The sequence below is a fragment of the Streptomyces sp. NPDC058872 genome (assembly GCF_042743065.1).
Classification (GTDB): Bacteria; Actinomycetota; Actinomycetes; order Streptomycetales; family Streptomycetaceae; genus Streptomyces.
Genome location: NZ_JBHYMK010000008.1, coordinates 134,904 through 156,248, shown reverse-complemented (window position 1 = coordinate 156,248; position 21,345 = coordinate 134,904). Strand labels below are relative to the sequence as shown.

Genomic DNA, 21,345 nt, shown 5'->3' with positions numbered 1-21,345 from the left:
ACGGTCACGATCGGATCAAGGTGGCCCTGCAAGCGGTTTCCCCCGGTGCACGCCTTCTGAAAGCATCCGAAAAGACTTTCGGGGGCGCACGAAGACCGTTCGGCGGGCGGGCCCCGATCCGGGTGGCCAGGGGGATGGGTGACGGGGTTCGTTTTTCTGCGCATCAGGGCGCACCGGCTCCTGCTCTCCGCCGCACTCCTCTCCGTCCTCCTGACGACCTCGGTGCTCGCCACCCTCTCCGCCTTCTCCGCGGCGATCGGGGACGCGGCGCTCCAGGCCGCGCTGCGGGGCCGGTCCGCAGCCTCGGCTTCGCTCCTCGTGAGCGGGCAGGTGCCGGCCGACAAGCGGGCCAGCGCCGAGGCCGCCGTCCAGGACGGGATGCGGAAGACCTTCGACGGGCTTCCGGTGACGGTGTGGCGACTCGAACGCTCCGGGCCGTACGCCCTGCCCCGCCGGCTCCCACCATCCGCAGCCCGCACGGACGACCCCGACCTCGCCGACTTCGCGGCGCTCGACCGCACGCAGCTCTCCCTCGTGAAGGGCGCCTGGCCCTCGCCCACCCGGGTCGGAGGCGTGCTGGAGACCGCGCTTCCCGAAGAAGCCGCCCGGCGTCTCGGCATCGGCCCCGACACCCTGCTCGACCTCACCGACCGTTTCGACGACCGCGGGCTCACGGTCCGGATCACCGGCGTGTACCGGCCCCGCGACACCGGTTCCGCGTACTGGCAGCTGGATCCGGCGGGCGGGCGCGGCGTCCGCACGGTCGCGTTCACCACCTACGGACCGCTGCTCGTCGACCCGGCCGTCCTGGCCTCGGGGGCACTGAGCTCCGGCGACACCTCCTGGCTCGGTTCCGCCGACTACACCGGCTTCGGCACGGACCGGATCGACGCCCTGCGTGCCGCCGCGCTCGCGGGTCCGAAGGAAATGGCCGGCGAGACCGGCGCGTTCGGCACCACGATCTCCACGTCGACCGCGCTGCCGACCCTCCTGGACCAGACCCGGCAGGCCCTGCTCGTCTCCCGCTCCACCCTCCTCGTCGTCGCCGTGCAACTGGTGCTCCTCGCCGCGTACGCGCTGCTGCTGGTCGCCCGGCTGCTCAGCACCGAGCGCGCCGGGGAAACGGCCCTGCTGCGGGCCCGCGGCGGTTCGCGGCGCCGGATCGCGGGGCTCGCCGCCAGCGAGGCGCTGCTGCTCGCCCTGCCCGCGGCGCTCGCCGCCCCCCTGCTGTCCGGACCGCTGACCCGGCTCTTCGCCGAACGGTCCGCACTCGCCGCGCTCGGCGTGGAGCTCGACTCCTCGCCCTCCCTCCGGGTGTGGCTGGTCGCCGCCGGGGTCGCCCTCTGCTGCGCGGCGGCCGTCGTGGCCCCTGCGCTCGGTGCCGGAGACGGATCCGCCGTTTCCCTGCGCAAGACCCGCTCGGCCGCACTGCCCACCCCGGTACGGGCCGGGGCCGACCTCGGCCTGCTCGCCGTCGCGGTCATCGCGTACGGGCAGCTCCAACGGCCGGCGGCCGACAAAACCCCCGCCACGGGCACGACCGGCGGCGGCTCCATCGACCCCGTGCTCGTCGCCGCACCTGCGCTCGCCCTGCTCGCCGGCACCGTCCTGACGCTGCGCCTGCTGCCGCCCGCCGCCAAACTCGCCGAACGGTACGCGGCCGGCGGGCGCGGCCTCTCCGCGGCCCTCGCGGGCTGGCAGCTCAGCCGCCGCCCGCTGCGCGGCGCGGGCCCGGTCCTCCTCCTCGTCCTCGCCGTGGCGATGGGCGTGCTGGCCATCGGGCAGAGCGTCTCGTGGGAGCGTTCGCAGCAGGACCAGGCCGACTTCCGCGCCGGCACCGACGTCCGCGTCTTCGGCGCGGGGCCCGGCGAGCCGACGCGGACCGAACGACTGGCCGCCGTGCCCGGCGTGCAGGCGGTGGCCCCGGTGCACCGGACCTCCCTGGAGGTGTCCGGCAAGAACGCCACCGTCCTCGCCGTGGACACCCCCCGAGCCGCCGGCCTGCTGCTGCGCCCCGACCTCGCCGACGTCCCGGTCGGCTCCCTGCTCGCCCCGCTGGACCCGGGAGACACCGCACCCCGTGGTCTTCCGCTGCCCGCCGGAACCAGCAGCCTCCACCTCGACCTGCGGATGACCGCCCCCGCCGGCACCACCGGAACCCGGGTCACGGCCGTCCTGGAGGATCCGAGCGGCGTCCCGTACCGTCAGGCACTCGGCCCTCTGCCCTCCGACGACCGCCGCCACCGGATGAGCCTGGACCTCGGCTCCCTGACCGCCGCGCCCGGCACCGGGGGCAACCGGGGCTCCGGCGGCCTCCTCACCCTCACCCGTCTCGAACTCGCCGGCACGATCGCCGACGGCGCGGACCACACCCAGGTCCTCCACGTCGAGGGCCTCACCACGGAGGCCGCCGACGGCACCCCCCGCGCCCACTCCCCCACGCGGCTCCTCGCCTCCTGGGCCACCGCCGTCACACAGGTCGACCACGGCATCGAGACGGACGGCGGCACCATCGAGGGCCGGGCCGACACGGCGGCCCCCGGCGACCGGCCCGCCCCGTACTCCCTGCCGTTCCCCCTCACCGGCCCGGCGATCGGGTCCCACACGGGGCGCGACGGGTTCGTCCTGCGGCTGACCGCCCCCGCGCCGGAGGCCCCCGCCCGGCTCACCGGTGTGGCCACCGAAGCCTTCATGACCGCGACCGGCGCCGAGCCGGGCGACCCGATCGAGGTGGGCATCGGCGGTCGACAGGTCGGCGTCACCATCGACCGGGTGGTCAAGGCGCTGCCGACCACCGGGCCGGGCAGCCGGGCCGCCGCCGCGCCCGGCACGGCCACCACGCCCGAGGACGGCGGTGCGGTCCTCCTCGACCTGGCCTCGGTCAACCGGTTCCTGGCGGCCGGGTCCGGCGGAACCGCAACCGCACCGCCCACCGAATGGTGGCTCGACGTCGCCCCCGGCCGCAGCACCGAGGTCGCCGCGGTCCTGCGCGCCCGCGCCGGCACCGAACCGACCCAGGTCCTGGTGCGCGACGAAATCGCCGCCGAGCTCCTCGGCGATCCGCTGGGCGCCGGTCCCCACTCCGCCCTCATGGCGGTCGCCGCTGCCGCCGCCGCGCTCGCCGCCGTCGGCTTCGCGGTCGGCTCGGCCGGCGCGATGCGGGAACGGTCCGCCGAGTTCGGCGTGTTGCGGGCGCTCGGCACCCCCCGGCGCACCCTCGCCCGTCTGATCGCCGCCGAACAGGGCGTGCTCATCGGCATCGGACTGCTCGTCGGCACCGGACTCGGCACCGTCCTGGCCCGGGCGGTCGTCCCGCTCGTGGTCCTCACCGGCCAGGCCGGGCGCCCCGTCCCCCCCGTCCTCGTCGAACTCCCCCTCGACCGGATGGCCCTGCTGCTCACCGGGGTCGCCGCCCTGCCGCTCGCCACCGTCGCCGCGATCGCCCTGCGCCGCACCGACCCGGTCGTGGCCCTGCGCCACCGGGGGGAGAGCTGATGGCGCCGACGGACCCGCGCGGCGCGGACGACCACGAGGGCACCGCCGTGCCCGCCGCCCGCAGGAAGGCCCCCGACATGCCCCGGTCCCGGTCCGACGCACCAGCCCGCCCCGTGGCTCCCTGGGTGCGGACCCGGCTGCGCACCGCGCCCCGCGCCGCCGCCTCCCTCGCCCTGCTCGTCCTGGTCACCGCGTACCTCGCGGCAGCACTTCCCCGCGCCGTCGACCGCTACGAGGCGGAAGGCCTCCGGCACGACGTGCGGAGCGCCGCTCCGCGCGACTCCGTCCTCGAACTGACCACCCAGCCGCCCGCCGCCAACCTCACGCTGTCCCGGCGCGAGGAGCTCCTGGCCCCCGGCGTCCTGCAGGACCAGCGGGACCAGGTGCGCGCCCTGCTGCCCCAGCCACTGCGGACCGACCCGGGGCAGAGCGTCCACGGCATCCGCACCGTCGAACGGGTCACCGGAACCGACGCGTGGCTGCCCCGCCCCGACGGGCTCCCTCCCCAGTTCGTGCTCTCCTCCCCGTCCGGCCTCACCGAGCACGGCACGCTGACGAAGGGGCGGCCGGCCGCCGGCACGCCCCGCGCCCCCGAAGCCGTGGTGACCGCCGAGACCGCCGGGGCCCTGCGGCTGAAGCCCGGCTCCGTCGTGCACGTGCCGGGCGGGGTCACCCCCGAGCCGGTCGCCGTGACGATCACCGGCATCGTGGAACCCCGCGGCCCCGAGTCCCCCTACTGGGCCGTGGAACCGCTGCTGCGCACCCCTTCGTTCACCCCGGTGGTCGGCGAGGAGATCAGGTACTACTGGCAGGCGGCCCTGCTCCTCTCCCCCGCTTCGGCACCCGCCGTGCTCTCCACCACCGGCGAACCCGAGGTCTACTTCAGGTTCACGCCGACGAGCGACCACCTCACCGGACGGGACGCGGACCGGCTCTCCACCGCACTGGACTCCCTGTCCAGCGGCCCCGACCTGGTGAAGGTGCGCGCGGTCGTCGGGCCCACCGCAGGCCTCACCACCGGACTCGACACGATCGTCGACGCGTACCGTTCGATGCGCGGGGCGATCGGCCCGGTCGTCGCCGTCGCCGTCTTCGGCATCGGCGCGGTCGCAGCGGTCGTCCTCGCGATGACCGGCGGCCTGTTCGTCGCCCGCCGCGACGGCGAACTCGCCCTGCTCCGCTCCCGCGGCGCCTCGCTCACCGGCATCGGGCTGCGCCTGCTCGGCGAAACCGCCGTCGTCACCGCCCCGACCGCCGCGCTCGCCCTCGGCCTCGCCGTGGCCACGGTCCGGCCGCCCGACGGCGGCTCCGACGGCATCCCCCTCGGCCCCTCCCTCCTCGCCGCCTTGTCCGTCGCCCTGTTCGCGATGCTGGTGCTGCCCGTGCGGGCGGTCGTCCTGCACCGCCGCCCGCGCCTCCACGGAGGCAGGAACGACCTCGTCACCGCCCGCCCCTCTCCCCGGCGCGCCGTCCTCGAACTCACCCTGCTCGTGCTCGCCGTCGGTGCGGTCGCCTCACTGCGCCTGCGCGGCACCTCCGACTCCGGCGACCACCTGGTGAGCGCCGCGCCCGTGCTCGTCGGCGCGATCGCCGCCCTGGTGCTCGTACGGATCTACCCGCTGCCGCTGCGCTGGCTGACCCGCCCGGCCCGCCGACTGCGCGGCGCCATCGGGCCGCTGGCCCTGGCCAGGGCCGGCCGCGCCCCGTCCACGGGCATGCTCCCGCTGCTCGCGCTCGTCCTCGCCCTGAGCACCACGGCCTTCGGTGGCTCCGTCCTCGCGGGCGTCGCCGACGCCCGCGACCGGGCCGCGCTCCTGGCGACCGGCGCGGACGCCCGGATCGACGGACCGGTCGCGTGGACCCCGCTGCCCGAGGGGCTCGTCGCTTCGGTGCGCGGCACGGCAGGGGTGCGGGACCTGGCCCCGGTGCAGATCGAGTACGGGGTCTCCCTGTCCTCCCCGCAGAGCAGCTCCACCGGGTCGACGAGCGCCCCGCTCGTGGGCGTCGACCCCGCCTCGTACGCCCGGCTCACGGCCGGCACCGACCTCGGTCCCTTCCCCGCCGAACTGCTCGCCTCCACCGGGAAGGGCGGTGCCGGGGCCGTGGCCGACACCGAGCGGGTGCTGCCCGCGGTCGTCTCGTCCACCGTCGCCGAACGGCTCGGCAAGACACCGCTGAAGGTCGTCTCGGCATCCGGCACCTTCCGGGTGAAGGTGGTCGCGGTCCGCTCCGCCACCCCGGCCGTGCCCGGCGCACACTTCGTCCTCGTCAACGGCGCCGACCTCACCCACCGGGCGACCACCACGCTGCTCGTCACCGGGCCGGTGGACGGCGATGCGCTGCGCAGCGTCGTGAAGGCGAAGTCGCGCACCCTCTCGGTGGCGATGCGCGGCGAAGGGCGGGCCGCGTACGTGAACTCACCGCTCCAGTCGGGCGCCGAGGAGGTCTACCTCGGTGCGATCGGGGCCGGTGCGGGCTACGCCGTCGTGGCCGTCCTGCTCTCCCTCCTCCACGGCGCGCCCGAGCGCAGGGCGCTGCTGGCCCGGCTCCGGACGATGGGCCTCACCAGGAAGCAGGCGAGACGGCTGCTCGGCCTGGAGGCGCTGCCCCAGGCGGTCCTCGCCGCGGTTGGTGGCCTCTTGGTCGGCTGGGCGACGGTGCCGCTGCTCGCCCCCGGCATCGACCTGTTCCAGCTGGCGCTCGCGACGACCCCGGGCCTGGCGCCGCTCGGCAGCGCCCCGCTGCGGGCCGACCCGTGGTCGTTGCTGCTGCCCGCCCTCGCCGCCGTCGCCCTGACCGGGCTCGCGGCGGCGGGACAGGCCTGGTGGGCGGGGCGCAGGGGCTCGATCCAGGAACTCAGGGCAGGAGACGCACGATGACGAAGACCGGTACGGCCCCCACGGCCCCCTCCGACACCACCCTGGAGGAACTGGAGCGGCGGGCCACCACACGGCGCGACCGCCCCTCGTACGGTCATGACGCGCTCATCGCCTGTGACCGTCTCGTCCGCATCTTCACCACGGACGGAGTGGAGGTGCAGGCACTCCAGGGGTTGGACCTGCTGGTGAAGGAGGGCGAGTTGATGGCCCTGGTAGGCGCCTCCGGTTCCGGCAAGTCGACGCTGATGAACATCCTGGCCGGCCTGGACGTGCCGACCGCCGGTGCGGCCCGGGTCGCCGGTTGCGACCTGCTCGGCATGGCCGGCAAGGAGCGGCTGCGCTACCGCCGCGAAGTCGTCGGCTTCGTCTGGCAGCAGACCGCCCGCAACCTCCTGCCCTATCTGACGGCCGCCCAGAACGTGGCCCTGCCCATGCAGCTGCGGGGACGCTCCCGGCAGAAGGCCCAGCGGGCCGAGGAACTCCTCGCCATGCTGGGCGTCCCGGAGCTCCGCGACCGGCGCCCGCACCAGCTCTCCGGCGGACAGCAACAGCGGGTGGCGATCGCGGTCGCCCTGGCCAACGACCCGGCCGTGCTCCTCGCCGACGAGCCGACGGGCGAGCTGGACTCGGCCACCGGCGAGCAGATCTTCGCCGCCTTCCGCCGCGCCAACGAGGAGCTGGGCACGACGATCGTGATCGTCACCCATGACCAGGCCGTCGCTTCCGAGGTCCGGCGCACGGTCGCCATCCGGGACGGCCGCACGTCCTCCGAGGTGTTGCGCCGCACGGAGGTCGACGCGCAGGGCCAGGAGTCCCTGGTGGCACGGGAGTACGCGATGCTCGACCGTGCGGGGCGCCTCCAGCTCCCGGCCGATTACGTCCAGGCCCTGGGAATGGAACACCGGGTCGCCCTGGAACTGGAACGGGACCACATCGGGGTCTGGCCGGACGAAGCGGACGGCTGAGGGCCGGGGCGTGGCCCGGCGCCCGGGCCGCGCGGCACGACGGGGGGGCGTCGGGCCCGTCCCCGGCGCGTCGACCCTCGACCTCGACGCCGGTCAGCGGGGGGCGACGCTCAGCGACATCGACACGGTGCGCAGCGCGATCGAACCGTAGGGGGTCCGCAGGCGCAGCCACGGCCCGGAGGCGAACAGGGCCACCGGTGCCTCCCCGGGCGGCAGGAAGCCGAGCGATTGGGCGGCGTGCACGGCCCGCAGGGGCAGTCCGGTGGAGCCGAGCGTGCGGGCCCAGATCTCACGGCCGATCCGGTCGCGCTCCGCCCTGGTCCGCAGCTCTTCCGGCAGTTCCTCGTCCCGCGAGCGGAACTCGGAGACGGCGGCGGCGACCACGGCCCGCATCTCGGGCACGCCGGGCAGCCCGGAGACGGGCTGCCAACCGCCGCGCGGCGGCAGGACTCCGGCCCAGGGCGGTCCGGTGACGGAGCCGGGGACGACCGCCTTGCCCGCCGACTCCTCGATGCCGTCCAGGAATTCACCGGCGGACACGGTGAGGTCGAACGCGACCTCGTCGACGAGCCGGGCGGTGCGGATCGCGAGCACTTCGAACGACGGCGGCCGTCCGAAGACGGCCAGGGCCCCGCCGCCGGCCCGGAGGCGGACGGCGGCGGCCCGGTCGTAGTGGACGAGCCGGGTGAGGAAGGCGGCGAGGGCCGCCGCCTCCCTGGCGTCGGCGAAGTGCAGCGGGGCGAGCACGGTCATGCGGCGGAGCTCATCCCGTCGTCGACGTACTCCTGCAGGAACTCGCGCTCCTCGGAGGTGATGCGGCGCGGGCGCTGCGCCTCCAGGTCGAAGGGCACGACGACCGTGGACGCCCGGACGTAGGTCACGTCGGGATCCTTGATCTCGTACGCGATCGTCAGTGACGCCGCGCCTATCTTCGTGACCCACGACTCGATGGTCACCGGCTCGTGCCGGTGGACCAGCGGCCGCACGTAGTCGATCTCGTGCCGGGCCACGACGGACCCGCCGGAGAACGAGGGGGAGCCGTCCCCCGGCGCCAGTCGGAACATGAAGTCGATCCGCGCCTCTTCCAGGTACCGCAGGAAGACGACGTTGTTGACGTGCCCGAAGGCGTCCATGTCCGACCAGCGCAGGGGACAGCTGTAGATGTGCCTGGTCACTGACCTCAGCCTCGGGTCAGCTTCTTGTACGTGGCGCGGTGCGGACGGGTGGCGTCCGGGCCGAGCCGCTCGATCTTGTTCTTCTCGTACGACTCGAAGTTGCCCTCGAACCAGAACCACTTGGATTCGCCCTCGTAGGCCAGGATGTGCGTGGCCACTCGGTCGAGGAACCAGCGGTCGTGGGAGACGACCACGGCGCAGCCCGGGAAGTCGAGCAGCGCGTTCTCCAGCGAGGAGAGGGTTTCGACGTCGAGGTCGTTGGTCGGCTCGTCGAGAAGCAGCAGGTTGCCGCCCTGCTTGAGGGTGAGCGCGAGGTTCAGGCGGTTGCGCTCACCGCCGGAGAGCACGCCGGACGGCTTCTGCTGGTCCGGACCCTTGAAGCCGAACGCGGAGACGTAGGCCCGCGAGGGCATCTCGACCTGGCCGACGTTGATGTAGTCGAGCCCGTCGGAGACGACCTCCCAGAGGGTCTTCTTCGGGTCGATGTTGGCGCGCCCCTGGTCGACGTACGAGATCTTGACGGTCTCGCCGACCTTGATGTCGCCGGAGTCCGGGGTCTCGAAGCCCTGGATCATCTTGAAGAGCGTGGTCTTGCCGGCGCCGTTCGGGCCGATGACGCCGACGATGCCGTTGCGCGGCAGGGTGAAGCTCAGGTCGTCGATGAGGACCTTCTCGCCGAAGGCCTTGTTGAGGTTGTCGACCTCGACGACGACGGAGCCCAGGCGCGGGCCCGGCGGGATCTGGATCTCTTCGAAGTCCAGCTTCCGCATCTTCTCGGCCTCGGCGGCCATCTCCTCGTAACGGGCGAGACGGGCCTTGGACTTGGCCTGACGCCCCTTGGCGTTCGACCGCACCCACTCCAACTCTTCCTTGAGGCGCTTCTGCCGCTTCTCGTCCTTCTTGCCCTCGACCTTGAGGCGCTCCGCCTTCTTCTGGAGGTAGGTCGAGTAGTTGCCCTCGTACGGGTGGGCGCGGCCGCGGTCGAGCTCGAGGATCCACTCGGCGACGTTGTCGAGGAAGTACCGGTCGTGGGTGATGGCCACGACGGTGCCCTTGTACTGGGCCAGGTGCTGCTCCAGCCAGTTCACGGACTCGGCGTCGAGGTGGTTGGTGGGCTCGTCGAGGAGCAGCAGGTCGGGCGCCTCCAGGAGGAGCTTGCAGAGCGCGACGCGGCGCTTCTCGCCACCGGAGAGGTTGTTGACCGGCCAGTCGGCGGGCGGGCAGCCCAGCGCGTCCATGGCCTGCTCCAGCTGGGCGTCCAGGTCCCACGCGTTGGCGTGGTCCAGGTCGTCCTGGAGCTTGCCCATCTCCTCCATGAGCTCGTCGGTGTAGTTCGTCGCCATCTCCTCGGCGATGGCGTTGAACCGGTTGAGCTTGCCCTTGATCTCGGCGACGCCGTCCTCGACGTTCTCCAGCACCGTCTTGGACTCGTCGAGCTTCGGCTCCTGCATGAGGATGCCGACGGAGTAGCCGGGCGTGAGGAAGGCGTCACCGTTGGACGGCTGCTCCAGGCCCGCCATGATCTTCAACACGGTGGACTTACCGGCACCGTTCGGGCCGACCACACCGATCTTCGCGCCCGGCAGGAAGCTCAGCGTCACGTCATCCAGAATGACCTTGTCGCCGTGCGCCTTGCGCGTCTTGCGCATCGTGTAGATGTACTCAGCCAAGAGAAACCGTCCGGCAAAGAGTGAGTGGGCAGATACACCCCATCTTGCCTGACCGCCACCCCCACGAGCGAACCAGTAGGTGGGGGACCCCCTGACCTGCGCGTTCCTGGGTCACCCTCGTAGCCGACCTGTCACCGTTGGTCGCCACCGGCCACCCCTGAGCCCCCTCGCACGGCCCACAGACGACCCGGCCTCCGCCCGCCCGCGTGGCTCCCACGCGCCCACAGGGGTGCCGCCTCCCTGCACACCTCAGAAATCCCGCTTCCCTTCCCCCTGGATCATGGGCTACCTTTTTAGGCGTCGTTTCCGACCTAAAAAGTCGCCCTACATGGGAGGAGTGGAGGTCTCGTGGACTGGGAGATCGAGGTTGGCCAGCAGCTGAAGCGGGTCGACATCCACGCGACCTACGGAGGGCGACGCCAGGGCGGGATCGGCCCCTCACGCGTCACGCCGAACATCCTCCTGTTCACCGATCCCTCCAAGGGCCACAAGCACGGCTACTTCGACGGTTGGGGAGAGGACGGCTGCTACCACTACGCCGGCGAAGGGCAGGTGGGCGACCAGCGCATGACGCAGGGGAACCTCGCGATCCTCAATCACAAAGAGGAGGGTCGCGCCCTGCGACTGTTCCGCGGCGTTTCGTCCGGCGTTTGCGAGTACATCGGCGAGTTCACCCTGGCCGATGGCGAACCGTGGTACCTCACCGACGCCCCAGAGACCGGGGACGGCCCGATTCGCAGCGTGATCATGTTCCGGCTGCGCCCCGTGAAGGCCGCGCCAGCCGTGGGCGTCCAGCTACCCAACACGCCCCCAACCGAGCTCGTGATCAACGATGTCGACGTCGAGCAGCAGCACACGGAGCGCACTCTCGTAGAACCATCGCGAGAGCCGTACGAGGCCGAGCGTCGCGAAGCAGCCCTTGTTCGCAGCTTCGTCGAGCATCTCCGCCTACAGGGCCACGACATCGCGCGCCAGCGAATCGTCCCACCGGGCGAACTGAAGCCGCTCTACACGGACATCTTCGACCGAACTGCCGGCGTCCTCGTCGAGGCGAAGGGTTCAGTCACTCGCGAAGCCGTCCGGATGGCCCTGGGGCAACTCATGGACTACAGGCGGCACATCACGCCACGACCGCGACTGGCCCTGCTAGTGCCAGTCAGGCCGCGGGAGGACCTGATCGACCTCTGCAGAGACATGGACATCGCGGTCATCTGGCCCACAGGCAACGACTTCTCAAGCTCCTCAGACTTGAGTCAACTCTTCTCAGGTTGAGAGCAGTTCAGCGCAACACGGACAACGCCAGTACAATCGTGCGATTCGCGCGGCACGAGTAAGGGGGCCCTCGATGGGGGGACACGAGCTGGACCCGTCATCCCACACCAAGAAGGACCTCCGGGACGTCCTGAAGGATCTGGTCGCCGCGGGCTGGAGGATCACATCGGGCGGGCACTGGGGAACCCTGCACTGCCCCTGCGAGGACACCTGCCTCACCATCCCCGTCCCAGGCACCCCAAAGAACCCCAGTAACGCTGCGCGACGGATCTCTCAGGCGGCGAAGCGTTGCCCGCTCCCCGAGGGCGACCCGCGACGGCCCGTTCGGCCCGTTGTCAATTGACAACGGAGCAACGCTGCCGGAGACTGACAGGCAGGATACCGAGCATGGAGGGAGCGACGACGATGGAATTTGAGTACAGCTTTATCGTCGACGGCATCTCGGTAAATGATGCAGAAAAGCTGGAAATCCTGTACGAAAACTTCGACGCCCTTCTCTTTTCCCAATCCGGGAGAGAAGTCCTCGTAGTGACAGGAGAGGGAAACGATGCGATAACGGCCGCCCACGCGGTCATCAATTCCCTGAAAAAGGAATTGCCGCAGGTTTCAGTCCTTCGACTCGATGCCGACCTCGTTGGCATTTCAGATATCGCCAATCGCATCAATCGGACTCGCCAGAACGTTGCCCAATGGGCTTCCGGCGCGCGCAATGCACCTGACAGCTTCCCCACTCCTGAAGGAATCGTAGGGAAGTCCCAAGTCTGGCGCTGGGCCGAGGTGAACGAGTGGTTGGAGAGTCGAGACCTTGGCGATGGCGTCCGTCGTCCGAGCCGAGACGAAGCCCTGATCATCGACATGATCATCCTGCAGACGCTCAAAGCCCAGCAGACAGGCAGGCCGACCCTCGAGGTCGTGGCCGAGCAGGACGATCGCTTCGATGACCGCATGCAGGTCATGAATGTACTGAGGGAAGCTATCCAGCATTCCTCATTCATGGAGGACCTTCAGGCGCTTCCAAGGAGATACGCGCACCGCCTCAAGGTGGTATGCGCGGTACTCCTGGATCCCCTTGAAAAGGTCCTTGCACAACTCACCACCGACGAGCTCTCTGGCGCACTTGCAGTCATCTCGTCTGACGGTGAACTCCACGTCACGCTAATCGCAGCGACTCAGTTTCCGGGGACAGTCCCCATTGAGAAGCTGGGCCTGACGCGTCAGGCCACGGTCGGCGACCTGGTGCTCCTTCAGCGAAATGGAGCAGTAGCGAGGGACACACCCCTCTCGCTGGCGTTCGACTGACAGCAGCACTCCACACGCCTACCCGCTCTGATGCGGCTGGGTGCGGTTTGAACAGGGGCTCCACGACCAACTGGGGCGTGGAGCCCTCGCCCGTGACTACCCCTGCTTCCATCCCATCTGCCGTCGACCCAAACACCGTCGAGCAGGCGCGGTGCCGGGCGTCCATGTCGAGCGCACGTGAGCGACCTTGAAAACCGTCGTGGCGCGAGTCACCGTGGGTTCAAATCCCACACCCACCGCAGGTGAATGGCCCCTGACCAGGCAACTCGGTCGGGGGCCGCTCTCATGCGCGCTGTCCGTCAACCGCCATAGTTGCCCATCAGTTACCGGGCGATCGGGCACGGCAGGGGCACGGCCCTGCGGCTACTCGTAGACGACGGCCGCGCTGAGTGCCCGAGCGAAGAACGTCCAGTCGCCGCCCGACGGCATCTCTTCGCCGAGGTTCCGATACGAGCCGGGCGAGTCAGTGATCCACGCGGCGAGCGCATCGAGGTAGTCCTCCACGGTGCGGTTCTCCCACTCCTCGCCTCGTCGTCTGAAGTCGTCGCAAAGGCCTTGGATCATGGCCACAAGGGACTCTCGCGTCATGACTTCGTTGAAGGGATCGGGCGCACCGTTTGACATGGCTGGACCCTAGCGTGGTCGGTCGTCTGCTTCTTCGCCGCCCATGGCATCGAGCAAACGCTGCCGCGCCTCGTCCAGGCGGCCGGCGTAGTCCGGCATGAAGACTTCAGGCAGCGTCATTTCAAGGGTGCCGGAGATCGCGTAGATCCCGGACCAGACCGCGCGGTCCGGCACGATGGCGTCCAGCTTGTCGGACCGCATCATGACGTCATAGAGCCAGTCGGACAGGACGAACGCCTGGTCGCGCGTGAGCTTGATGAGCACCGATTCGTCGTCCACGCGGTCACGGTACGCGACGGTCGGCTGGGACACGCCTGGGATCACTCCGAGGTCACCACGGCGACTCCCGCTGCGAGCATTCTCGTGACCACTACGTCCGCCAGTTCGTCATCACAGATCAGTGACGCCATCGGCGGGTCCCCTTTCATGATCGGTAGGTAGGTGTCGTCGAAGCGATGTAGCTCCCACTGGTCGCGTTCTGTGGTCCACATCGATGCGTACGCCGAAAGGTCCTGCTCGCTCATGCCCGCCCCCTCGGCAGTCACCGTACAGCGGAGGTCGGTGGATTGCTTTGGGTGGAGCTGTCGTGGGCCACTGGTCCGCCGGCCTTCCCCACGGCGCGCCTTGCCCCCCATCTTGCCTGACCGCCACCCCCGGGAGCGAACCAGTGGGTGGGTGACGCCCTGACCTGCGGGTTCCCGGACCGTTCCGGTAGCGACTCGATCACTGTCGGTCTCCGCCGACCGCCCCAGGACCCCCGCGCGTCCCTGCGTTCGTCCCCGTGCACGGCCCGCTCCCCGCCACCCCGCTTCGGAAGCCCTTGCTCCGACACCCGGAAAAGCCCTTTAGGTTGAACCGCCGAACCTTCATACGCTAAATTTTTACCCCTCACATCTAATCTAAAATTCGGGGATGAAATGACGGACTGGAACATCGAGGTCGGCAAGCCGCTCAAGCGGGTCGAGATCCACGAGGTCTACGGCGGACGCCGTCAGGGGGGCATCGGCCCCTCCCGGGTCACCGCCAACGTGCTGCTCTTCACCGACCCGGCCAAGGGGCACAAGCACGGCTACTTCGACGGCTGGGGCAAGGACGGCTGCTACCACTACGCCGGAGAGGGGCAGGTGGGCGACCAGAAGATGACCCAGGGCAACCTCGCGATCCTCAAGCACAAGGAAGAGGGACGCGCGCTGCGCCTCTTCCGCGGGGTCTCCTCCGGCACCTGTGCGTACTTGGGCGAGTTCGTCCTGCCGGACGAGGACCCCTGGTACCTGACGGACGCTCCCGAGACCGGCGACGGCCCCATCCGCAGCGTGATCATGTTCCGGCTCCAGCCCGTCGATGCCGCCCCCGCGGTCGGCGTGCAGCTGCCCCACACCCCGCCCAAGGCCCTCGTGGTGGAGGACGTGGACGTCGAACAGCACCACACCGAGCGCGCCCTCGTCGACCCGTCGCGGGAGCCCTACGAAGCAGAACGCCGGGAGGCCTCCCTCGTCCGCGACTACGTCGAGCACCTGCGGCTGCTGGGGCACGAGGTCGTCCGGAAGCGCATCACGCCGGCCGGCGAACTGAAGCCGCTCTACACGGACGTCTTCGACCTCACCACGGGGACCCTGACGGAGGCGAAGGGATCCGTCACCCGCGAGGCGATCAGGATGGCGCTGGGCCAGCTCCTCGACTACCGGCGCCACATCGACCCGCGCCCGTCCCTGGCGATCCTCGTCCCCTCCCGGCCGCGGCAGGACCTCCTCGACCTGTGCGCCGACGTCAAGGTGACCGTCGTGTGGCCCGACGCGGACGGGTACGCGACCACCGGCGGCTGACGCCCGCCCGGACACCGGCGTTCCCGCGCGGACCACGGCCCGGGCGGGTGAGGGCCGGGCGGTGGTCCGCCCCGGGCGGGGCGCCCGTCGGGGGCGGGGGCCGGCGGGAACGCCGGTGTCCGGCGGCTCCGGGAGCGGACGTGCGACGACCCCGGACGCGCATGCGGTCCGGGGTCGTACCGAGGTCAACGGGCGGGGCGGACGCGACGCCGATCGCTTCGCGGCATCACCGCTCCGCTCCGGGAGCCACGCCCTTCGCTCCGCCGGGCCGGGCCTCGCCCCGGTGCCGGCGACGAGGCCGGCACCGGGACCTCACCTCACTGGTTCGCGGTCTTCTTCTTGCGGAGGAAGAACACTGCGCCGCCGCCGATCACGACGAGCGCGACGGCGATGCCGGCGATCATCGGGGTGGCGCTGGAGCTACCGGTTTCGGCGAGGTCGCCGCCACCGGTCGTGGTGGTGCCGGTCGTACCGCCCGTGGTGTCACCGGTGGTGCCGCCCGTGGTGGTGGACGGCGTGGACGGCGTCGCCGAGGGGGTCGTGGACGGGGTCTCCGACGGCGTCGGGGTCGGGGTGGCCGTCTTGCAGTCCAGGACGCCCTCGAAGGTCTCCTCGAAGCCGTTCGGACCGGTGATCGTGAACTTGTAGGCCTCGTCCTCGGCGAGCGGGACCTCGATGGTCTTCGTCTCACCGGCGGGAACGGTGTACGAGGTGCCCTTCAGGTCGAAGGTCCAGTCCTCGTCGCCCTGGTTGCCGGCGATGACTTCCAGGCCGCCCTTGGCGCAGTCCTTGGCGACCGAGACGGACGGCACGGCGCCCTTCTTGGCCCACGAGGCGGAAGCCTTGGCGGTGACCGTGGAGTCGCTGGAACCGGCCAGGATCAGGGTCTGCGACGGGCCGTCGATGGAGACGAAGGCGCGGCCGAGGGAGACCTTGGTGGTGGCCTCCGCGGTCAGCTCGGCGGTGCCGTCCGCGGTGCCGGCGGGAACGTCGAAGTAGACCTGGTCGCCGTTCTTGGCCTCGGTGACCGGCTTGCCGTCCTTGTCGACGACCTGAACGCCGGCCGGGGCGCCCGGGGCGGCCTGGAGCTTGGCCTTCTCGGCGTTGGTGGTGACGGTGATCGGGCCGAGCTTCTCACCGGCCTTGCCCGCGACGGTGGACGGGGCGAGGCTCAGGGAAGCCTCCGGCTCCTCGAGCTTCACCGCCTCCTTGAGGAGGAACTTCGTCAGCTTGGCCGCGTCGGAGCTCTTCGGGGTCGCCTTGACGTCGTCCGAGAAGGTCCAGATCGCCGCCTGGGTGCCCGCGGCCGCCTCGTCCTTGGAGAGGTCCACGCCGAGCTTCGCGCCGAGCGCTTCGGCGGAGAACTTGGGATAGGCGTTCTCCAGGATCCAGAGGATCTTGCCCGCGTTCTCGTTGTTGTGCAGCGAGGACTCGCTCCAGCCGACTTCCTTGTAGTCGAAGTCGTGCTTCGCCTCGGTGCGGAGGTCGATGCAGTAGGTCTGAAGGGTTCCCCCACCCTCGACCTGCATCGTGAAGAGACCACCGCCGACGGGCCACTTCCCGCCGTCCTTCTCCTTGATCACGACCTGGCCGCCCTCGGTGATGCCACCGAGCAGCTTCGCCGTGACGCCGCCGGTCCCCGGCGCGCCCTCATCGGCCAGCGCGGGGCCGGCGGTCGCTATCGTCCCCGCCGCGACGAGGCCGGAGACCAGGGTCGCGGCGGCGAGGCGCGCGGCGCCTCGCCCACGAACAGAAAACATTGGATTCCCCTCCGGGCGCGTCACTCCGCGAACTTGGTCGATTCGCGTGGGGGGAGCACACGCCAGCAGACTCACAGACTCGATGGGCTCAGGTGCCACACGAGTACCCAGAAATCCTAGGGACGCGAAGGCCCTCGGTGCCCTGGCATACGGTCAGATAACCATTCCGAATCGGAATCGTTATCAGCAAAGCGAGTTGGTCGACAAATCCACACCACACAAGGTCAGGACACGGTTACCGGGGAAGAAGAAGCAGCCTTCCCCTCCTCTGCACCCTGCTCTTTTCCCTCTTCCCCCGCCGCCGTCCACGGCCCCGGCTCCGCACCCTCCTCCGTCCCCGACGGCGGACGGGACCCCGTCCGCGTCGCACGTCGGAAGGCTGCCGTTCCCCGACTCAGGTCGTGCCCCACGGCCGTTGCGGCCACGTCCACGAAGGTCTTCCGCCGCCCGTCACGCTCCTCCTCGCGCACCTTCAACCGACCGTGCACGAGGACCGGTTCGCCGACCGACACCGAGGCCGCGAGATTGGCCCCGAGGGAACGCCAGGCCGACACCGTGTAGAAACTGGTGCCCCCGTCCGACCAGAGGCCCCGTTCGCGGTCCCAGCGTCGCGCGGTCACCGCCAACCGGAAACGGGCCACCCCGCCGGACAGCGTGTCCCGGTACTCCACCGCCGTCGCCACGTTGCCGGCGAGCGTCACCATCGTGTCGTTCATGTCCTGCCCCCGACTCCCTGCGCCCCGCTGCTCGGGAACGCCGTGGAGACCATGCTGAGCCGAACGCGACGCCCCCGCCGGGGCCTGTGGACGGGCAGTCCCCCGGGGACAACCCGCTCACCCGGAAGGAGGAATCCGGAGCTCGAAGCGGCCCCGGACACCGTCACCGTCACCTTCCCCGCGCCGCCGTCCTGACCGCCCCCCGTCGGGTCGGGCCGAAACGACCGCTCCCGGCCAGCCTGGCCGGCGACGGCCGCGTGCCCACCACCGTTGCGTACTGTTCGCGCACCTCCCGGTAGCGCACCAGCTCCGCCGCCACCGGATCGAGGACCTTGGCCCGACCACAGGCCGCGGTGGCCTCCCGCAGACGGCGCTCGGCCTCCTGCCCGTACCGGCGGGCCGGTCCCTTCACCGCTCCCTCACAGGCCCATTCGACGAGGGGACCGCCGATGATGCCCGCGAGCATCACGAGGACCGGCGGCAACAGACCGGGCTGCACCACCCCGATGATCTGCCCCACCAGCCAGAGCGCGCCGAAGACCTGCAGGAGCGTCATCACCACCTGTGCGAGGACCGCGGCGGGCCACCAGGCGGGCCGGGGCGGTCGTGCCGCCGGGTTCCCCAAGGAGCCGGCGAGCTCGTCCAAGGCTTCCGGAAGCCCCCGCGCACCGCGCACCGCGGCTTCGCGGACCGCCTGCGCCCAGGGGGCCGGAAGGCCGCGCGAGGACTCGTCGGCCACGATCCGCACCGCCTGCTCGACGCGCTGGCGCGCCGTCAACTCGTCCTCGGTCGGCGATTCGAGGTGCGGATCGGTGGAGCCGTGCGCGCGGATCCGCTCGTACCAACGGTAGAGCCGCAGCCAGGGAGTGCCGCAGGCCCGGATGGCGCCCCTCCGCCAGACCCGCTCGGCGGCCTCACCGGCGGCCCGTGCACCGACGGCGACCGCGAGCCGGTCCGTGAAGGCGTCCCGCACCCCCTCGTCGAGACCGGGGCGGCCGTCCGCGACGTACACCGGCCGCAGTCGGGCGGCAGCGGCGTCGACGTCGGCCGCGAGCCGGCTCTCGGGCGCGGTGCGGCCCTGGACGAACCGGGCGAGGAGTTCGCGCAGTTCGGGAACCCCCTCACCGGTCAGCGCGGACACCGCAAGGACCGTTGCGCCGGGCTCGCCGTGCTCGCCGAGCGCCATGCCGTCCTCGTCGAGGAGGCGCCGCAGGTCATCGAGGACGAGGTCGGTGGCCTCGGTGCCGAGCCGGTCGACCTGGTTGAGGACGACGAAGGTGACCTCGGCGTGTCCGGCGAGCGGTCTCAGATAGCGCTCGTGCAGCGCGGCGTCCGCGTACTTCTCGGGGTCGACGACCCAGATCACCGCGTCGACCAGGCCGAGCACCCGGTCGACCTGGTCGCGGTGGGCGATGACAGCGGAATCGTGGTCGGGCAGGTCGACGAGGACGAGTCCTTGGAGTTCGGTGTCGCCGGCGCCGCCCGCGAGGGGACGGCGCCGCAGCCTGCTGGGGACGGCGAGTCGGTCGAGCAGCCCGGCCGCGCCCTCGGACCAACTGAGCGCGAGGGGCGCGGAGGTGGTGGGTCGGCGCAGTCCGGTCTCGGAGACGGGCACGCCCGCAAGGGCGTTGAAGAGGGTGGACTTGCCGCTTCCGGTGGCCCCGGCGAGCGCGATCACCGTGTGCTGGGAAGAGAGCCGCTGACGGGCCGCGGCCTCGTCGAGGACGCGGCCGGCCTCGTCGAGGGCCTCGCCCTCGACGCGGGTGCGGGAGAGCCCGACGAGCTCGTGGAGGGCGGAGAGGCGGGCCCGCAGCGGATCGCCGTAGCTACCGCCGAGGGGCGGCAGGACGTCCTCCGCGTCTGCCGCCGCCCCGGTCCCCGCCGTTTCCTCCGGCCCGGAACCGGGCCGTTCGCCCGCCCTCCGCGCGATCAGCCCGTCGTCCCAGCGGCCGCGGCTGCGCTCCCGCTCGTCGTCCACCACGTCACTTCTCCTTCTGCAGTACGGAGAGCGCGGCGATCAGCTCCGCCTGCGGCTCGGGGGTCACGTCGAGCGCGTCGAGCGGGGCGAGGAGCCGGTCGCGCTCGGCGTGCAGGACTCGATCGACGTACGAGAGGACCAGGGCGCCTCCCTTGTCGCGCAGCCTCAGGGCGATCTGGGCTCCGAGGAGTTCGGCGAGGCGGTCACCGGCCGCACGGGCACGACGTCCGCCGAGCAGAGAGGCGGCGAGGAGGGCGGCGACGGTGTCGGCCTCGGGCAGGGCGCTGCGGGAGCCGGCAGGACGCTCCACGTCCCGTGCCTCTTCCTCCGCCAACTCCTCCAGTACGCGCCGCCAGCGCCGCACCTCCACTCCGATGCGCTCCGCCGCCTCCCGGTCTCCGCCGCTGCTGGTCGGGCCGACGGCCTCGGCCGCGGGTTCGCGGCGCCAGGCGTCCCGGACGCGCTCCTCGGCGGCGGAGACCGCGCAGTGCAGGAGGGCTGCGAGGGACTCGGCCAGGGCGTCGAGGAGCTCCTCGGCGGTGCTGTCCCGGGGGTAGGCGCGCCAACGGGTGCGTGCGTCACCCGCAAGGACGGCCCCACGGCCGAGCTCCTTGCGCACCCGCCTCCCCTGTTCCGCGTAGGCGGTCTCGACGACACCGCCCAGGCGGACGGCGGTGGCGTACTGGGCGGCGACCGCACCGGCCAGTTCGGGAAGCCGGGCGTCGAGGGAGTCGATGACTCCGGAGGCGGTGCGGTCCGCGGCCTGCTGCCGGGCAGCCGGGTCCTCGGCGCAGTGGGCGAGCCAGCCGCGCAGCGGGGCGACGGCGCTCTCGGGCAGCAGCCCGCTGCCGCCGCCCGTGGACTCAGGCAGTTCGGGAATGGTGAATCGGGGCACCTCGTCGAAACCCGCCTTGTCGAGCAGCGCCTCGTACTGGCGGGAGACCTCTCCGATGACCTGGTGGGGAACCCGGTCCAGGACGGTGACGAGCGTGGCGTCGTACTCCTTGGCGGTACGGAGCAGGTGCCAGGGCACGGCGTCGGCGTAGCGCGAGGCGGTGGTGACCATCACCCAGATGTCGGCGGCACAGATCAACTCGGCGGCGAGCAGCCGGTTCTCGACGACGAGGGAGTCGATGTCGGGTGCGTCGAGGAGGGCGAGCCCCCGGGGCAGGGCGCCGGCCGTCTCCACGCGCAGGGCGTTCTCCTCGGGCGCGGGCTCGTCGACGGGGCGGTCCTCATCGGCCTGGGGCAGCCAGACGCGGGTGAGCTGCGGGAGGACCCGCGTTCCGGCGAACCAGTGGTGGTCCTCGGGGTGGCAGACGAGCATGGGCGTCCGGGTGGTGGGCCTGAGCACCCCCGCCTCGCTGACGCGCCGCCCGACGAGGGAATTGACCAGGGTGGACTTCCCGGCCCCGGTGGACCCTCCGATGACGGCGAGGAGCGGCGCGTCGGGGTCTTTCAGCCGGGGCACCAGATAGTCGTCGAGTTGGGCGAGCAGCTCGGCACGGGTCTGCCGGGCGCGGGGCGTGTCGGGCAGGGGCAACGGGAGACGCACGGCGGCGACTCGGTCGCGCAGGGCGGAGAGTGCGTCGATCAGCTGAGGCCGTTCGTCCAAGGTCACCACATGCGAAGAATGCCCAATTTATGAGTGTTTTTGAAGCGTATGGCGACCCTACGCGCCGAAGAGAA

At 71.4% G+C, this 21,345-nt stretch carries 16 protein-coding genes; 6 read left to right on the top strand and 10 right to left on the bottom strand.

Translation table 11 applies throughout. The features are described 5' to 3' along the window. Window positions 1-138 precede the first annotated feature (138 nt). From ACFW22_RS07365 to ACFW22_RS07355, 3 genes are all read left to right on the top strand, one after another. Window positions 139-3,495, top strand: coding sequence for an FtsX-like permease family protein (locus tag ACFW22_RS07365; RefSeq protein WP_386400239.1), 3,357 nt, complete (start codon window positions 139-141; stop codon window positions 3,493-3,495). Window positions 3,496-3,572: 77 nt separating this feature from the next. Then, the gene (locus tag ACFW22_RS07360) at window positions 3,573-6,374 is read left to right on the top strand and encodes an FtsX-like permease family protein (protein ID WP_386400281.1); all 2,802 of its coding nucleotides are present in this window, start codon (window positions 3,573-3,575) and stop codon (window positions 6,372-6,374) included. Continuing rightward, the gene (locus ACFW22_RS07355; protein ID WP_386400237.1) at window positions 6,371-7,339 is read left to right on the top strand and encodes an ABC transporter ATP-binding protein; all 969 of its coding nucleotides are present in this window, start codon (window positions 6,371-6,373) and stop codon (window positions 7,337-7,339) included. The genes ACFW22_RS07360 and ACFW22_RS07355 overlap by 4 nt, the downstream gene beginning before the upstream one ends. Window positions 7,340-7,432: 93 nt before the next feature. Here ACFW22_RS07355 and ACFW22_RS07350 read toward each other — a convergent pair whose 3' ends face one another. From ACFW22_RS07350 to ettA, 3 genes are read right to left on the bottom strand one after another with little or no spacing between them, the layout of a single operon-like run. Beyond that, entirely contained in the window at window positions 7,433-8,092 is a 660-nt protein-coding gene (locus ACFW22_RS07350) for a hypothetical protein (RefSeq protein ID WP_386400234.1), read from the bottom strand. Next, complete coding sequence (locus tag ACFW22_RS07345) at window positions 8,089-8,514, bottom strand: acyl-CoA thioesterase (protein WP_384878603.1); 426 nt, start codon at window positions 8,512-8,514, stop codon at window positions 8,089-8,091. The genes ACFW22_RS07350 and ACFW22_RS07345 overlap by 4 nt, the downstream gene beginning before the upstream one ends. 5 nt (window positions 8,515-8,519) lie before the next feature. Then, on the bottom strand, window positions 8,520-10,184 hold the full coding sequence (gene ettA / locus ACFW22_RS07340) for an energy-dependent translational throttle protein EttA (RefSeq protein ID WP_386400231.1): 1,665 nt from the start codon (window positions 10,182-10,184) through the stop codon (window positions 8,520-8,522). Window positions 10,185-10,532: 348 nt separating this feature from the next. Between ettA and ACFW22_RS07335 the strand changes: the two genes are divergently transcribed. Both ACFW22_RS07335 and ACFW22_RS07330 read left to right on the top strand, forming a co-directional pair. After that, on the top strand, window positions 10,533-11,456 hold the full coding sequence (locus tag ACFW22_RS07335; RefSeq protein WP_386400229.1) for a restriction endonuclease: 924 nt from the start codon (window positions 10,533-10,535) through the stop codon (window positions 11,454-11,456). Between the two features lie 405 nt (window positions 11,457-11,861). Next, window positions 11,862-12,755 carry a hypothetical protein gene (locus ACFW22_RS07330; RefSeq protein ID WP_386400226.1) on the top strand — a complete coding sequence of 298 codons (894 nt, stop codon included), beginning with the start codon at window positions 11,862-11,864 and terminating at the stop codon, window positions 12,753-12,755. A gap of 363 nt (window positions 12,756-13,118) precedes the next feature. On the opposite strand, the gene ACFW22_RS07325 is transcribed toward ACFW22_RS07330, so the two are convergent. From ACFW22_RS07325 to ACFW22_RS07315, 3 genes are read right to left on the bottom strand one after another with little or no spacing between them, the layout of a single operon-like run. Further along, complete coding sequence (locus ACFW22_RS07325) at window positions 13,119-13,379, bottom strand: hypothetical protein (protein WP_386400224.1); 261 nt, start codon at window positions 13,377-13,379, stop codon at window positions 13,119-13,121. A gap of 9 nt (window positions 13,380-13,388) precedes the next feature. Further along, on the bottom strand, window positions 13,389-13,658 hold the full coding sequence (locus tag ACFW22_RS07320; protein ID WP_386400222.1) for a hypothetical protein: 270 nt from the start codon (window positions 13,656-13,658) through the stop codon (window positions 13,389-13,391). Window positions 13,659-13,699: 41 nt separating this feature from the next. Continuing rightward, window positions 13,700-13,903 (bottom strand): hypothetical protein, encoded by a 204-nt coding sequence (locus tag ACFW22_RS07315; RefSeq protein WP_386400220.1) that lies wholly within the window; start codon window positions 13,901-13,903, stop codon window positions 13,700-13,702. Between the two features lie 393 nt (window positions 13,904-14,296). Between ACFW22_RS07315 and ACFW22_RS07310 the strand changes: the two genes are divergently transcribed. Beyond that, window positions 14,297-15,202, top strand: a complete 906-nt coding sequence (locus tag ACFW22_RS07310) for a restriction endonuclease (RefSeq protein WP_386400218.1) — start codon at window positions 14,297-14,299, stop codon at window positions 15,200-15,202. A gap of 317 nt (window positions 15,203-15,519) precedes the next feature. Here ACFW22_RS07310 and ACFW22_RS07305 read toward each other — a convergent pair whose 3' ends face one another. The 4 genes from ACFW22_RS07305 to ACFW22_RS07290 form a co-directional block, all read right to left on the bottom strand. Next, the gene (locus tag ACFW22_RS07305; protein WP_386400216.1) at window positions 15,520-16,962 is read right to left on the bottom strand and encodes an LAETG motif-containing sortase-dependent surface protein; all 1,443 of its coding nucleotides are present in this window, start codon (window positions 16,960-16,962) and stop codon (window positions 15,520-15,522) included. 224 nt (window positions 16,963-17,186) lie between these two features. Then, complete coding sequence (locus tag ACFW22_RS07300) at window positions 17,187-17,678, bottom strand: single-stranded DNA-binding protein (RefSeq protein WP_386400213.1); 492 nt, start codon at window positions 17,676-17,678, stop codon at window positions 17,187-17,189. A 169-nt stretch (window positions 17,679-17,847) separates the two neighbouring features. After that, window positions 17,848-19,659 (bottom strand): GTPase, encoded by a 1,812-nt coding sequence (locus ACFW22_RS07295; protein WP_386400210.1) that lies wholly within the window; start codon window positions 19,657-19,659, stop codon window positions 17,848-17,850. Between the two features lies 1 nt (window position 19,660). Continuing rightward, window positions 19,661-21,271 (bottom strand): dynamin family protein, encoded by a 1,611-nt coding sequence (locus tag ACFW22_RS07290; protein WP_386400279.1) that lies wholly within the window; start codon window positions 21,269-21,271, stop codon window positions 19,661-19,663. Window positions 21,272-21,345: the final 74 nt, after the last annotated feature.